Origin of the sequence: Limnohabitans sp. 2KL-27 (assembly GCF_001269345.1) — a bacterium.
In the GTDB taxonomy this organism is placed as follows: domain Bacteria; phylum Pseudomonadota; class Gammaproteobacteria; order Burkholderiales; family Burkholderiaceae_C; genus Limnohabitans_A.
Genome location: NZ_CXOP01000002.1, coordinates 378554 through 392995 on the forward strand (window position 1 = coordinate 378554; position 14442 = coordinate 392995).

At 61.3% G+C, this 14442-nt stretch carries 12 protein-coding genes; 11 read left to right on the top strand and 1 reads right to left on the bottom strand.

The features are described from left to right. Nucleotides 1-22: 22 nt before the first annotated feature. Complete coding sequence (gene minD, locus LHAB_RS04415; protein ID WP_090044153.1) at nt 23-838, top strand: septum site-determining protein MinD; 816 nt, start codon at nt 23-25, stop codon at nt 836-838. Between the two features lie 3 nt (nt 839-841). Further along, the gene (gene minE / locus LHAB_RS04420) at nt 842-1102 is read left to right on the top strand and encodes a cell division topological specificity factor MinE (protein ID WP_090044154.1); all 261 of its coding nucleotides are present in this window, start codon (nt 842-844) and stop codon (nt 1100-1102) included. Between the two features lie 90 nt (nt 1103-1192). Here the strand turns inward: minE and LHAB_RS04425 are convergent, their stop codons facing one another. Next, entirely contained in the window at nt 1193-4729 is a 3537-nt protein-coding gene (locus LHAB_RS04425) for an indolepyruvate ferredoxin oxidoreductase family protein (protein ID WP_090044155.1), read from the bottom strand. 119 nt (nt 4730-4848) lie between these two features. On the opposite strand from LHAB_RS04425, the gene LHAB_RS04430 reads away from it, so the two are divergent. The 9 genes from LHAB_RS04430 (at nt 4849) to LHAB_RS04470 (ending at nt 14434) form a co-directional block, all read left to right on the top strand. Continuing rightward, nucleotides 4849-5316, top strand: a complete 468-nt coding sequence (locus LHAB_RS04430; RefSeq protein ID WP_090044156.1) for an Lrp/AsnC family transcriptional regulator — start codon at nt 4849-4851, stop codon at nt 5314-5316. Between the two features lie 116 nt (nt 5317-5432). Next, on the top strand, nt 5433-7403 hold the full coding sequence (gene mnmG, locus LHAB_RS04435) for a tRNA uridine-5-carboxymethylaminomethyl(34) synthesis enzyme MnmG (RefSeq protein WP_090044157.1): 1971 nt from the start codon (nt 5433-5435) through the stop codon (nt 7401-7403). Then, on the top strand, nt 7400-8056 hold the full coding sequence (gene rsmG, locus LHAB_RS04440) for a 16S rRNA (guanine(527)-N(7))-methyltransferase RsmG (protein ID WP_090044158.1): 657 nt from the start codon (nt 7400-7402) through the stop codon (nt 8054-8056). Before mnmG ends, rsmG begins: the two co-directional genes overlap by 4 nt. 179 nt (nt 8057-8235) lie before the next feature. After that, complete coding sequence (locus LHAB_RS04445) at nt 8236-8853, top strand: LysE family translocator (protein ID WP_090044159.1); 618 nt, start codon at nt 8236-8238, stop codon at nt 8851-8853. Between the two features lie 15 nt (nt 8854-8868). Further along, a complete protein-coding gene (locus tag LHAB_RS04450; RefSeq protein WP_090044160.1) occupies nt 8869-9639 on the top strand; it encodes a ParA family protein in 771 nt (256 codons plus the stop codon). A 1-nt stretch (nt 9640) separates the two neighbouring features. Beyond that, the gene (locus tag LHAB_RS04455; protein WP_090044161.1) at nt 9641-10180 is read left to right on the top strand and encodes an RBBP9/YdeN family alpha/beta hydrolase; all 540 of its coding nucleotides are present in this window, start codon (nt 9641-9643) and stop codon (nt 10178-10180) included. Nucleotides 10181-10182: 2 nt separating this feature from the next. Then, a complete protein-coding gene (locus LHAB_RS04460) occupies nt 10183-11100 on the top strand; it encodes a ParB/RepB/Spo0J family partition protein (RefSeq protein WP_090044162.1) in 918 nt (305 codons plus the stop codon). An 8-nt stretch (nt 11101-11108) separates the two neighbouring features. Further along, nucleotides 11109-12842, top strand: a complete 1734-nt coding sequence (locus LHAB_RS04465) for an ATP-binding protein (protein WP_090044163.1) — start codon at nt 11109-11111, stop codon at nt 12840-12842. Then, nucleotides 12839-14434: a hybrid sensor histidine kinase/response regulator gene (locus LHAB_RS04470; RefSeq protein WP_090044164.1), complete on the top strand. Its 1596-nt coding sequence runs from the start codon at nt 12839-12841 to the stop codon at nt 14432-14434. The genes LHAB_RS04465 and LHAB_RS04470 overlap by 4 nt, the downstream gene beginning before the upstream one ends. Nucleotides 14435-14442: the final 8 nt, after the last annotated feature.

Consider the following 14442-nt stretch of genomic DNA (forward strand, 5'->3'; position numbering starts at 1 on the left):
TCGCGTCCAAGAAAGTTTTTCCATGACAAAAATCGTTGTTGTGACCTCTGGCAAAGGCGGCGTGGGCAAAACCACGACCAGCGCCAGTTTCGCTACCGGCTTGGCCCTCAGGGGTTTCAAGACCGCTGTCATTGACTTTGATGTGGGTCTGCGCAATTTGGACCTGATCATGGGTTGTGAACGCCGTGTGGTGTACGACCTGATCAACGTGATTCAGGGTGAAGCCAATTTGAACCAAGCCCTCATCAAAGACAAGCAGTGTGACAACCTGTTTGTGTTGGCGGCCTCACAAACCCGTGACAAAGACGCTTTGTCACAAGAAGGCGTTGAAAAGGTTTTGACCGATTTGAGTGGCATGGGTTTTGATTACATCGTGTGTGATTCGCCTGCCGGTATTGAAACCGGTGCACTGATGGCCATGCACTTTGCCGATGAAGCCTTGGTGGTGACCAATCCCGAGGTGTCTTCGGTGCGCGATTCGGACCGTATTTTGGGCATGCTGGGCAGCAAGACCAAGCGTGCCATTGAAGGCTTAGAACCTATCAAAGAACACCTGTTGATCACCCGCTACAACCCCAATCGGGTGGAAGAAGGGCAGATGTTGTCCTTGCAAGACATCCAAGATATTCTGCGCATCAAGTTGCTGGGTGTGATTCCCGAAAGTGAAAATGTCTTGCAGGCGTCCAACCAAGGCACACCGGCCATCCACATGGCCAACAGCGATGTGTCGGAGGCCTACAAAGATGTGATCGACCGTTTTTTAGGCGAAGACAAACCCATGCGCTTCATTGACGCCGAGAAACCCGGCTTCTTCAAACGTTTGTTTGGAGGCAAGTGAGCCATGTCTTTTCTTTCCTTCTTGTTGGGTGAAAAGAAGAAAACTGCGAGCGTGGCCAAAGAGCGCTTGCAGATCATCTTGGCCCATGAACGCAGTGGCCGCAATGTGGCCGAGCCTGATTATTTGCCCGACCTGCAACGTGAGTTGGTGGCGGTGATCAGCAAATACATCAAGATCAATCCCAACGACATCAAAGTCAATTTGGAGCGTCAAGACAACCTGGAAGTGTTGGAAGTCAAAATTGAATTGCCAGATGCACGTTGAAGTTTGACAACTGATTGACCCGCGCTCGATTTTCTAAATTGGCGCGCTCTTCAAGCCAGAAAGCCACCTGAAAAGGTGGCTTTCTGGTTTTCAATGTGCGTTCAGTGATGCCCACAATGCCCGAGCAGCACGGATGTTGCGCTCTTTGACATGGCCAAAACCCTTGATGGTTTCGGGCACACGGACCACATCCAGCGCATGCGCGTGAGTGCTGTCTGACAGCTTTTCCAGCACGAGGTCGATGTGCTGCACGTATTCGCGGATCAAGGCCCTCTCGGTCACACGTTCTTCGGTTTTGCCAAACACATCGAGCGCCGTGCCGCGCAGGCCTTTGAGCTTGGCCAGTAATTTGAAGCCGGTCAACATGATCGGGCCAAACTTGCGTTTGACCAATTCACCCTTTGCATTGCGCTTGGACCAAATGGGTGGGGCCAAGTGGTAGTTCACCTTGAAGTCGCCTTCAAAGCTGTCGTTGATGCGTTCCAGAAAGCCGGTTTGGGTGTGCAGGCGGGCGACCTCGTACTCGTCTTTGTAGGCCATGAGCTTGTACAAATGGCGTGCCACGGTTTCAGCCAGGATGCTTTTGCCCAATGGGGCCTCGGTGGCCCGCACGCGTTCCACAATGCTTTGGTAAACCTGTGCGTAAGCTGCGTTTTGGTAGTCTGTCAAACGTGCCATGCGGTTGGCCACAATGTCTTCCAGGCTGTCGCGTTTTTTGAAGTGGATGGCCTGCGCTGGGCGAATTTGCTGCATCAGTGCATCAAGGTGTTGCGCGGCGTGGCGTCCCCACTCAAAAGCGGCCAAGTTGTTTTTGACTTGCACGTCGTTGAGCTCAATGGCACGCACCAATGACTCACGTCGCAAAGGCACCCAGCCTTTTTGCCAGGCGTAGCCGAGGATCATGGGATTCACATAGATGGTGTCGCCCATGAGTTGCTTGGCCAGGGCATCGGCATCAAAAGTGCCCATGCCCTCCACACCCACTTGCGCGGTGATTTCGGCCACGCATTGCTCGGCCGGGTTTTGCCAGTTGCCGTTTTTCACAAACGCCGCGGTGGGCGTGCTGTTGCTGTTCAAGGCCACGTGGGTTCGGCCTGCACGCATGCGCAAGGTGGTTTCCTTGGAGGCGCTCACGATGGGGTCGCAGCCGATGATCAGGTCCGCCGCGGCCATGCTCACGCGGGTGGTGCGGATCTCGTCTTGGCTGTTGGCCACCAGGATGTGGCTCCAGGTGGCACCGCCTTTTTGCGCCAGACCTGCAGAGTCCTGTGTGACGATCCCCTTGCCTTCGATGTGCGCAGCCATGCCCAGCAGCTGGCCGATGGTGATCACACCCGTGCCGCCCACACCGGCCACCACCATGCCCCAGGGCTGACCGATGAGTGGCAGTTCGGGTTCTGGCAATGCGCCCAAGCTGGCGGGGCTCAGGTTGATGGTGCTGGACGAGGCTTTCTTTTTGAAGGTGCCGCCTTCCACCGTGACAAAGCTGGGGCAAAAGCCTTTGAGGCAGCTGGTGTCCTTGTTGCAGGTGCTTTGGTTGATGGTGCGTTTTCGGCCGAGTTCTGTTTCCAGAGGTTCGACCGACAGGCAGTTCGATTGCACGCCGCAGTCACCACAGCCTTCACACACTTCTTCGTTGATCATCACGCGCACCGCCGGATCGACCATGGTGCCGCGTTTGCGGCGGCGGCGTTTTTCGGTGGCGCAGGTCTGGTCGTAAATGATGACGGTGGTGCCTTTGATTTCTCGCATCTCGCGCTGGATGCGGTCGAGTTCGTCGCGGTGGAACACGCGCACGCCTTCGGCCAAAGCCACGCCATCGTATTTTTCAGGCTCGTCGGTCACGACCACAATGCGCTGAGCGCCTTCGGCCTTCATGCTCATGGCAATTTGCACCACGCTGTGGCCCTCGGGGCGCTCGCCGACTTGCTGGCCACCTGTCATGGCCACCGCGTCGTTGTACAAAATCTTGTAGGTGATGTTCACACCCGAGGCCACGCTTTGGCGCACCGCCAAGATGCCGCTGTGGAAATAGGTGCCGTCGCCGATGTTGGCAAAGATGTGTGTGTCGGTGCAGAAGGGTTGTTGGCCGCTCCATGGCACGCCTTCACCGCCCATCTGGGTGAAGCCCGTGGTGCTGCGGTCCATCCAGAGGCTCATGAAGTGGCAGCCAATGCCTGCCATGGCGCGCGAGCCTTCGGGCACCTTGGTGGAGGTGTTGTGTGGGCAGCCGGAGCAGAACCAGGGGGTGCGTTCGGCCGCGGCGCCCAGGGTCAGGCTTTGCAGGGCTTTTTCTTTGGCGTCCAGCACGCTCAGGTGCGCGTCAATGCGGGCCGTGGTGTCGGCGTCCACGCCCAGCTTTTTCAGGCGCTTGGCGATGGCCCGCGCAATCAAGGCGGGGGTCAGGTCGGCATTGGCCCGCAGCAAGGTGCGTTGGGTCGGGTTGGGTGTGGACCATTCGCCGCCCGAGGTGTCGCCATCGGCCTCGTCGAATTTGCCCACGATGGTGGGACGCACATCGTCGCGCCAGTTGTACAGCTCTTCTTTGAGTTGGTATTCGATGACCTGGCGTTTTTCTTCGACCACCAAAATTTCGCACAGCCCGGTGGCGAACTCGCGGGTGGTGTGCGCTTCGAGGGGCCAGACCACGCCGACCTTGTGCACCCGAATGCCCAGGCGTTGGCAGCTGGCGTCGTCCAAGCCCAGGTCGAGCAGGGCTTGGCGTGTGTCGTTGTATGCCTTGCCGCTGGCGATCAGGCCAAAGCGGTCATGGGGTCCTTGGATGACGTTGTGGTTGAGTTTGTTGGCGCGGATGTAAGCCAGCGCCGCGTACCATTTGTAGTCGAACAGCCGCGCTTCTTGCTCCAGGGCCGTATCGGGCCAGCGGATGTGCACGCCGCCGGGGGGCATGACGAATTCGGGCAACACGATCTGTACGCGCTCGGGATCGATGAGCGCGGTGGCACTCGACTCGACGATTTCCTGGATGGTTTTCATGCCGGACCAGATGCCGGCAAAGCGGCTCAGGGCCAGGGCATGCAAGCCTTGGTCCAAGATGTCTTGCACGCTGGCCGGGAAAAACACGGGCAGGCCGCAGGCCTTGAAGATGTGGTCGCTTTGGTGCGCGGCGGTGGAGCTTTTGGCCACATGGTCATCGCCCGCCACGGCCAGCACGCCGCCCCAGGGGGTGGTGCCCGCCATGTTGGCGTGCTTGAAGACGTCCGAGCAGCGGTCCACTCCCGGGCCCTTGCCATACCAGATGCCAAAAACCCCGTCGAATTTGTTCGTGCCGGGCGGTGCAAAGCCCAGTTGCTGTGTGCCCCACAAGGCGGTGGCCGCCAGCTCCTCGTTCACGCCGGGCTGGAAGACGATGTGTTGGGCCTTCAGGTGGTCCTTGGCCTTCCACAGGGATTGGTCGTAACTGCCCAGAGGCGAGCCCCGGTAGCCGCTGATGAAGCCCGCGGTGTTCTTGCCTTGCAAGGCGTCGCGCTGGCGTTGCAGCATGGGCAGCTTGACCAGCGCCTGCACGCCGCTCATGAAAGCGCGGCCGACATCGAGGCTGTACTTGTCGTCCAGCGTCACCGTCTCTAAAGCCTGACGAATCGATTCGGGCAAGGGGGCGTTCATGGTCTGTCCTGCTTCTGAAATGGATGACACAGTGTAGGACGCTGTGGCCGACAGGTGCTTGCTTTTGGCGACAGGATTTGCCCTATGATTTGAAAGAGTCTTGCTTAAAGAGGCATATTTTGGAAACAATGGACAAATTTGACTGGGCCATATTGAACGAACTGCAGACCAATGGCCGTCTGACCAACGCCGAGTTGGCGCAGCGGGTGGGTTTGTCGGCCGCGCCGTGTTGGCGGCGTGTGCGGGCACTCGAAGAGTCTGGCGTCATCAAAGGCTACCGCGCCGACATCGACCGCCAGAAGGTGGGCTTGGACGTGCTGGCCTTTGTGCGTCTGGACGCCGAGCGCAACCGGGGCGACATCACGCGCCAGCTGGAAGAGGCGATCCTCAAAATCCCCGAAGTGGTGTCGTGCCACTACATCAGTGGCACCGGCACCTTTGAGCTGCAGGTGGTGAGCAAGGACTTGAACACGTTCAGCCAGTTCGCCCGTGATGTGCTGATCAACTTGCCCAATGTGAAGGACCTGCACACCAGCTTCTCGCTGGGCGAGGTCAAGGCGGCAGGGGCCTTGCCGTTGAGGGCTTGAGCTGGGCGCACGGATGGAGCCCTGCCTGTAAAATAAGCAGCTTCAGCCGACCCCTTCGCCGGGCGGCTCCGTGGCGCAGGCGGCGCCCCTTATTGGCCCGCAAAGGGCAGACTCTCATGCTTTACCCTCAAGAATTCGATGTGATCGTGGTCGGTGGCGGCCATGCCGGAACCGAAGCGGCCTTGGCCGCGGCGCGCATGGGCTGCAAAACGCTCTTGCTCAGCCACAACATCGAGACCCTGGGGCAGATGAGCTGCAACCCCTCCATTGGCGGCATCGGCAAGGGCCATTTGGTCAAAGAGGTGGACGCCTTGGGCGGCGCGATGGCCCTGGCCACCGACGAGGGCGGTATCCAGTTCCGCATCCTCAACAGCTCCAAAGGCCCGGCGGTGCGCGCCACCCGCGCCCAGGCCGACCGCATTTTGTACAAAGCCGCCATTCGCCGCATGCTCGAAAACCAGCCCAATCTGTGGCTGTTCCAGCAAGCGGTGGACGACCTGATGGTGGAGGGTGACCGCGTGGTGGGCGCCGTCACGCAAGTGGGCATCCGTTTCCGTTCGCGCACGGTGGTGCTGACCGCCGGAACATTTTTGGACGGCAAGATCCATGTGGGCTTGCAAAACTACGCCGCGGGCAGGGCAGGCGACCCGCCCGCCGTCAGCCTGTCGGCTCGCCTGAAAGAGCTCCAGCTCCCGCAAGGGCGCCTGAAGACCGGCACACCACCACGGCTGGACGGACGCAGCATCGACTTTTCAAAGTGCTTGGAGCAGCCCGGCGACGGCGTGCCCGGCGGCATGAACCCCGACGGTGGGGTGCCGGTGTTCAGTTTCATGGGCCGCGCTGAGATGCACCCGCAGCAGGTGCCGTGCTGGATCACCCACACCAACGAACGCACGCACGAGATCATCCGCTCTGGCTTTGACCGCAGCCCCATGTTCACCGGCAAGATCGAAGGCGTAGGGCCACGCTACTGCCCCAGCGTCGAGGACAAGATCAACCGTTTTGCCGACAAGGACAGCCACCAGATTTTTCTGGAGCCCGAGGGCCTGACCACGAACGAGTATTACCCCAACGGCATCTCGACCAGCTTGCCTTTTGACATCCAGTACGAGCTGGTGCGCTCGATGAAGGGTCTGGAAAACTGCCACATCCTGCGGCCCGGTTACGCCATCGAATACGACTACTTTGACCCACGCGCACTCAAAAACAGCTTTGAGACCCGGCAGATCAACGGCCTGTTTTTTGCCGGCCAGATCAACGGCACCACCGGCTACGAAGAGGCGGCGGCCCAGGGTTTGTTTGCGGGCATCAACGCTGCCCTGCAATGCCGGGGCGAAACGGCTTGGACCCCTGCACGCGACCAAGCCTATTTGGGCGTGCTGGTGGACGACCTGGTGACGCAAGGCGTGACCGAGCCTTACCGCATGTTCACCAGCCGCGCCGAGTTCCGCCTGCAGCTGCGCGAAGACAATGCCGACGCGCGCCTGACCGAAGTGGGGCGGCAGATGGGCCTGGTGGACGATGCGCGCTGGGACGCTTTCAGCCGCAAGCGCGATGCTGTTTCACGTGAAACAGAACGCCTGAAATCCACTTGGGTGAACCCACGCAATCTGCCCGCAGACGAATCGGTGCGGGTTTTGGGCAAGGCCATTGAGCACGAACACAACCTGTTTGACTTGCTGCGCCGCCCCAATGTGTCTTACCCGGCCCTCATGTCTTTGGACCAAGGCCGCATGGCCAGCGCCGATGTTTCACGTGAAACCTTGGGTGATTTGAGTGTGCCTGTCATTGAGCAGGTGGAGATTGCCGCCAAGTATTCGGGCTACATAGACCGCCAAAAAGGCGAGGTGGAGCGCGCGGCTTTTTACGAGCACCTGCGTTTGCCGGAAAGCCTGGACTATATGCAGGTGTCGGCCTTGTCGATCGAGGCCCGACAGAAGCTGGCGAAACACCGGCCTGAAACTTTGGGCCAGGCCTCGCGCATTTCTGGCATCACGCCGGCCAGCGTGTCGCTGTTGTTGATCCACCTGAAAAAGGGCGGGTTCAAGGGCTTCATGCACGCGGCAGAGGAAGGCGTGCAGGCATGAGTCTGAATCTGGAGGCGGGCTTGCGCTCGGGGGCGCAAGCACTGGGCCTGAACTTGTCAGAGGCGCAAGTCCAGCACCTGCTGGACTACATGGCGCTGATCCAGAAGTGGAACAAGGTCTACAACCTGACCGCCTTGCGCGATCCGGCGGACATGCTCACGCACCACCTGCTGGACAGCCTCACGGCCATTGCCCCGTTGAAGCGCCACACCCAGGGCCAAGCGATCCGGGTGCTGGATGTGGGTTCGGGGGGTGGCTTGCCGGGCGTGGTGTTGGCCATTTGCATGCCCGAGTTGAACGTCACCTGTGTCGACACCGTGGCCAAAAAAGCCGCCTTTGTCCAGCAGGTCGCCGCCAGCCTGAAGCTGCCTAACTTGCGCGGCATCCATGCGCGGGTCGAGTCCTTGACCGAGCCTTATGCCGTGATTTGTTCTCGTGCCTTCGCGTCCTTGCCCGACTTCGTGACCTGGTCACGCTCAGCTTTGGCCGAGGGTGGGGTGTGGATGGCCATGAAAGGCAAGCATCCGCAAGACGAAATCACCGCCTTGCCGGCAGACGTCCATGTGTTTCACGTGGAACCCTTGGCGGTGCCGGGGCTGGACGTGGAGCGTTGCATGGTGTGGTTGAGGCCCGAAGTGTCCAGCCCCGCCTGATGGGGATGCGTGGGCTGACAAGCCCCGCGTGTTTTGCCCAAAACCACCTTGGGGTTGCGCTTGTAAAAATGGCCCCTTGTGGGGGTCATGAAGGTGTTCCACGTGAAACGTGAGGGCATGTTTGGCCATTGTTGTGCAGGCATCACTTACACTCAGACCCCTACTTTGTAAAGAAACCCATGTTCTTTGGCATCTCTGACTATGGCGCTTTTGTGGCGGCGATTGTTGTGTTTCTGGCGATTCCCGGTCCGGGCAATCTGGCCCTGATCACCTCCACCAGCAAGGGTGGTGTGGCTGGGGGCCTGATGGCCACCCTGGGCGTGATCGTGGGGGACCAGGTGCTCATGTGGCTGGCCGTGGCCGGTGTGGCGGCGGTGCTGGCCACTTACCCCACCGCCTTTGCCGCCATCCAGTGGTCGGGCGCGGTTTACCTGGCGTGGTTGGGTTGGAAGATGCTCTCGGCCAAACCGGGTGATGCGCCGGTGTTGAACATTCGACCCCGCCAATTCTTCCAGCAAGCGCTGGCGATCACGCTGCTCAACCCCAAGGCGATCGTTTTTTACATGGCTTTTTTCCCCTTGTTCGTGGACCCCGCCACCCATTTGGGTTGGGTCAGTTTTGGCGTCATGGCGGCTACCATCGCCGCGCTGACCTTTCTGTATGGCGTGGGCATGACCTTGCTGACCTACCACTTGGCCGAGCGCATGCGAGCGAACCCGGTGATCGGCCGTGTGCTCGAGAAAGTGGCGGGCCTTTTTCTGGTGGGCTTTGGCATCAAGCTGGCCATTTCCAAATAAACGGAGCGCACCGACATGGCCAAAATTTTCTGTGTTGCCAACCAAAAAGGTGGCGTTGGCAAAACCACCACCACCGTCAACCTGGCCGCTGGCTTGGCCAAGGTCGGGCAGCGTGTGCTGCTGGTGGACCTGGACCCGCAGGGCAATGCCACCATGGGCTCGGGCATCGACAAACGTGCGGTGGAGTTGAGTGTCTATGACGTGCTGCTGGAGTCGGCCTCGATCGCCGAAGCCCTGATCCGGGCCGACCAGTGCGGCTACGACGTGTTGAGCGCCAACCGCGAATTGGCCGGCGCCGAGGTCGAGTTGGTGCAACTGGCGCACCGCGACCAGCGCCTGAAAAACGCGCTGGCGGTGGTCGATGGCGAATACGATTTTGTGCTCATTGATTGCCCTCCGTCGCTGTCCATGCTCACCTTGAATGGCCTGTGTTCGGCCCATGGCGTGATCGTGCCCATGCAGTGCGAATACTTTGCGCTGGAAGGCCTGACCGACTTGGTGAACACCATCAAGCAGGTGCACGCCAACCTGAACAAGGACCTCAAAATCATCGGTTTGCTGCGTGTCATGTTCGATCCGCGCATCACCCTGCAGGTGCAGGTCAGTGAGCAGCTCAAGAACCACTTTGGAGACAAGGTGTTCAACACCGTGATCCCGCGCAATGTGCGTCTGGCCGAAGCGCCCAGCTATGGTTTGCCCGGCGTGGTGTTTGACGCCTCGGCCAAGGGCAGCCAAGCCTATGTCGAATTCGCACGCGAGTTGGTGCTGCGTGCGCCCACCCTCTGACATGGCCGCTCCTTCGGTTTTGATCTTGCCCGGTTGGCAAGGCAGCGGCCCCTTGCATTGGCAAATGCACTGGGTGCGCCAGCATGGCTACACCGTGGTCGAGCAGGACGACTGGCTGCGCCCCCGACGTGGTGATTGGCTCGCGCGCCTGGACGAGGTGGTCATCGACACCCCGGGGCGTCTGCTGCTGGCCGCGCACAGCCTGGGCTGCATCCAGGTGGCCGCGTGGGCGTCGGTCTCGCGGCACACGGCGCGGGTGTCTGGGGCCTTGCTGGTCGCGCCCGGCGATGTAGAGGCCGGCCCTGTGCGCGAGCTGCTGCCGGGGTGGTCCCCCATCGTGCGGCAAAAGCTGCCATTTGACTGCATTTTGGTGGGCAGCCAAAACGACCCTTATTGCGCTGCCGAGCGGGCTCAAGGTCTGGCCCGAGACTGGGGCGCCCGTTGGGTGGACTTGGGTGCGGCTGGGCACATCAATGCAGATTCATCGCTGGGCGATTGGCCGCAGGGCCACGCGCTGTTGCAAACATTACGGAAGGATTGACCATGGTCACCAAAAAACCCAAAGGCCTTGGCCGCGGACTCGAAGCCCTGCTGGGCCCCAAAGTGCAGGAGGCCCCCCCCGCAGACATGCGCGCTGAAACGGGCGTGCCCACCCAACTCAAACTTGACCAAATGGTGGCCGGCATGTACCAGCCGCGCACCCGAATGGACGAAGGCGCTTTGTACGAGCTGGCCGAATCCATCAAGGCCCAAGGCATCATGCAGCCGATTCTGGTGCGCCTGCTCACCGATGGTGACCACGCGGGCAAGTACGAGATCATCGCGGGCGAGCGGCGCTTTCGCGCCTCTCGTTTGGCGGGCTTGGAATCTGTCCCGGTTTTGGTGCGCGATGTGCCCAACGAGGCGGCCGCGGCCATGGCGCTCATCGAAAACATCCAGCGTGAAGACCTCAACCCGCTGGAAGAGGCTCAAGGCCTGCAACGCCTGATCAAAGAGTTTGGGCTCACTCACGAAGCTGCGGCGCAGGCTGTGGGCCGCTCGCGCAGTGCCGGCAGCAACTTGCTGCGCCTGCTCAACTTGGCCGAGCCCGTGCAAGCCATGCTGATGGCGGGCGACTTGGACATGGGCCACGCCCGTGCCTTGCTGTCTTTGGACAAAGCCACGCAGATCACGGCGGCCAACCAAATTGCCGGCAAAAAGCTGTCGGTGCGCGAAGCCGAAAGCCTGGCCAAAAAACTCGGCGCCGAGTTCAACTTGGTCACGCAAAAGCCCAAAAAAGAAAAGTCGCGCGATGTGCGCCGGGTGGAAGAAGAACTGTCGGACCTGCTCATGGCCGAGGTGGAGGTGCGCGTCAAAAAACGTGTCAAGCGTTTGGGCAAGATGGAAGAGATGGGCGAGTTGAGCATCCAGTTTGGTTCGCTCGACGAACTCAATGGCCTGATTGAAAAACTGCGTGGCTGACAACGCCCATGTCGGGTCTGTTTAAACGGTTCAGAAAAATCTGGCGAGGCCTGTTTCGTCTGAATGGTTTTTTGCGGCAGCAGGTGCTCACTGTTTACCTGTTGCTGGTGAGCCTGACCACCTTGCTCGGCTTTGTGTTCACGCCGGTCGAGCGCGTGGCGCACGCCAACTTGCTCGTTTGCGTGCTGTCTGCCGTTTTGTTGTGGGGGGTGCGTGTGCGGGCGTTTTTTGGCGTCACCGTGCACACGCTCACGGCGCTCACGGTGTTGCTGACGGTTTACACCGCGGCCCAGACGGGGGGCATCCATTCCACCGCCGTGGTTTGGCTCCATGTCTTGTCCGTGCCGGTGTTGCTGTTGCTGGGGCATGCGGCCACGCTGGCCTGGATGGGCATGGTGCTGGCCTTGACCGTGGGCCTGGCCTGGGTCACGGCCATGGGTTGGGTCAGCGGCCAGGCCCCGGCCGCCTCCTCGCTGGTGACTTGGGCCTGGCTCCACCACCTGCTGGCGCTCTTGAACCTGATGATGGGGGTTCGCATTTATGAACACCTGCACCAGGCGCAGCTGCGCAAGATTCAGCGGCGCAACGACGAACTCCAACGCACCCACAGCGCCTTGATCAAGGCGCAAGGGCACGCGGACGAATTTGTGGCGGCCGTCGGCCATGAGTTGCGCACACCAATGAATGCCATCTTGGGCTTCAATGGCGCACTGCGCAGCGCTTTGAGGGCCGACCCCGAACAGGTGGTGGTGGTCGACCACATCCGCACCTCGACCGAGCACCTGCTTCAGGTGGTCAATGACCTGCTGGATTTTTCGCAGTGGCAAGCGGGGAAACTGCGCCCGAACCCCGTGGATTTCGCCTTGCGCGCCTTGCTGGATGGCGTGCAAGAACGTCACGGACAGGCTGCCCGCGACAAAGGCTTGGCATTGCACCTGCACTGTGACGCCGCCTTGCCTGGCCATGTGCATGGCGACCGCAAGCGCTTGCTGCAGATCCTGAACCAACTCGTGGGCAATGCCATCCAGTTCACCGACACGGGGGGGGTGCAGGTGAGGTTGATGGCCCAGGGCGGTGCCTTGCGCCTGGAGGTTCAGGACACCGGGCCCGGCATCGCTGCAGATCGGCAGCCCCAGCTTTTCAGCCGCTTTGAACACGCCCAGGCGCAGACCCTGCGGGCCCATGGCGCCACGGGCCTGGCGCTGTGCGACAAACTGGTGACGTTGCTTGGCGGGCGCATCGGCGTACAAAGCCAGCTGGGCCAAGGGGCGCTGTTTTGGCTGCAGGTCCCTTTACAAGCCGCGTCAGCCCCTGATCCGGTCCCCGATGACGGGTTGGCAGGTGACGCCCTGCGCATGCTGGTGGTGGACGACAACACGCTGAACCTGATGGTGGCCCGGTTGCAGTTGCAAGCATGCTGGCCCGAGGCGCACATCGTGACGGTGGACAGCGCCGCCAAAGCCTTGGCCATCCTGAACTCCCAAGTGTTTGACATCGCCTTGGTGGACATGGTCATGCCGGACATGGATGGCTTGCAGCTCACGCAGCACATTCGGCAGCATCACCACGCAGGTTTGGCGCGCATGCCGATTTTGGCTTTGACCGCCAACACCCAGCCGCAGGACCGCGAGCGCTGCCTGGCTGCTGGCATGGACGAGGTCTTGGGCAAGCCCATGGACACGGCCACGCTGGTGCAGACCGTGGGGCGCTTTGTCCGCCAGGCGCGGGAGGCGACAACATGATGCGCCCACACCGCTCAGGAGGGCCGCGCCTGGCCGCGCAGGCCCGGCGTGCCCTGTCGTCGCCTTGGGCGATCCACTTGGCCACCTGTTTGGGGGCGGCCGTGCTGATGCACAGCGTGTGGCATTCCGGTGGCATTTATTCACCCTGGATGGCGTGGCTGCTGGTTTTGCCCCTGACGCCGTTTTATGCCATCCACCGACAAGCCGGTGTGGTGTGGCTGTGGCTGGTCCTGCTTTTGCAGTTGGCCATGGCGGTGTCCAGTGGCCTGGGTTGGGTGCCTGCACGCGAGGTGGCCGAGCCGCCGGTGATGCCCTCACTTTTGTCGGCTGTCTGCGTCACCTGTGCGCTCATCGTGGTGCCCTGGCTGTACGACCGGCTGTACCGCCGGGCGCTGGCGCAAGGCCGCCGCCACCAGCGCGAGCTGGAGGCCAGACGCCAAGCGCTGGAGCAGGCCACCGCCATGCGCGAGCAGTTCATGGCCACCGTCAGCCACGAACTGCGCACCACCATGAACACCATTTTGGGCTTCAATGCGCTGCTGCTGACCCGCGTGCAAGACCAGCCCGAGGCCCTGAAGGTGCTCCACCACACGCGCCAGTCGGCCGAGCACCTGATGACGGTGATCAACGACATCCTCGACCACTCGCAACTGCAAACCGGGCAACTGGTGATCCAGGCCGAGACCTTTGAGTTGCGCCAGACCCTGGCGCACGCCTTCGAGATGTTTGAGCCGCGGGTCAAGAGCACCCAGCTCGCCTACCGTCTGGAGCTAGACCCGGATTTGCCCACCTGGGTGCACACCGATCGCCATCGGCTCATGCAGGTGCTGGTCAATTTGCTGGGCAATGCGCTGAAATTCACCCACCAGGGCGAGGTTGTGCTGCGTGTGCAATGGGGCCCCTCGGGCGCGCTGTTTTCCGTCACCGACACCGGCATTGGCATCGCGCCCGAGCGTCAGGCGCAGATCTTCAGCCCCTTCAGCCAAGCCGGCAACGACATCCAGGCGCGCTACGGCGGCCACGGTTTGGGTTTGGCCATTTCCCAAAAACTGGCCCAGCTGATGGGGGGGGACATCGGCTTTGACAGCACGCTGGGACACGGCTCGCGGTTTTGGCTGCGCTTGCCCCTGACGGCCGTGCCCGCACCCTCGGCCTTGCCCACGCGCCCCACCGATGCGCACGGGCCAGCGCTTCAGAGCCGAGCCCGGGCCTGGCGTTTTCTGATCGCCGACGACCACGCCATCAGCCGCTTGTTGGTCAAACAGGTGCTGCAAAACGCCTGGCCCCACTGCGAGATTTTGGAGGCGCACGATGGCCAGCAAGCGCTGCAATGCCTGCGTGAGAACCCGGTGGACCTGGTGCTGATGGACATGGTCATGCCCGTGGTGGACGGCCTGGTGGCCACCCGGACGGTGCGCGAGACTTGGGGCAACCCGGCCCACAAGGTGCCGATTTTGGGCTTGACCGCCAACGTCCATCCGGTGGATTTGGACGCCTTCAGGCAATCGGGATTGAGCGCGCTCATGCTCAAACCCTTTGAGCCCGCCCAGCTGTGCGCGCAAGTGGAGCAGTTGCTGCTCGAGGCCCGCTGAGCGGTGCC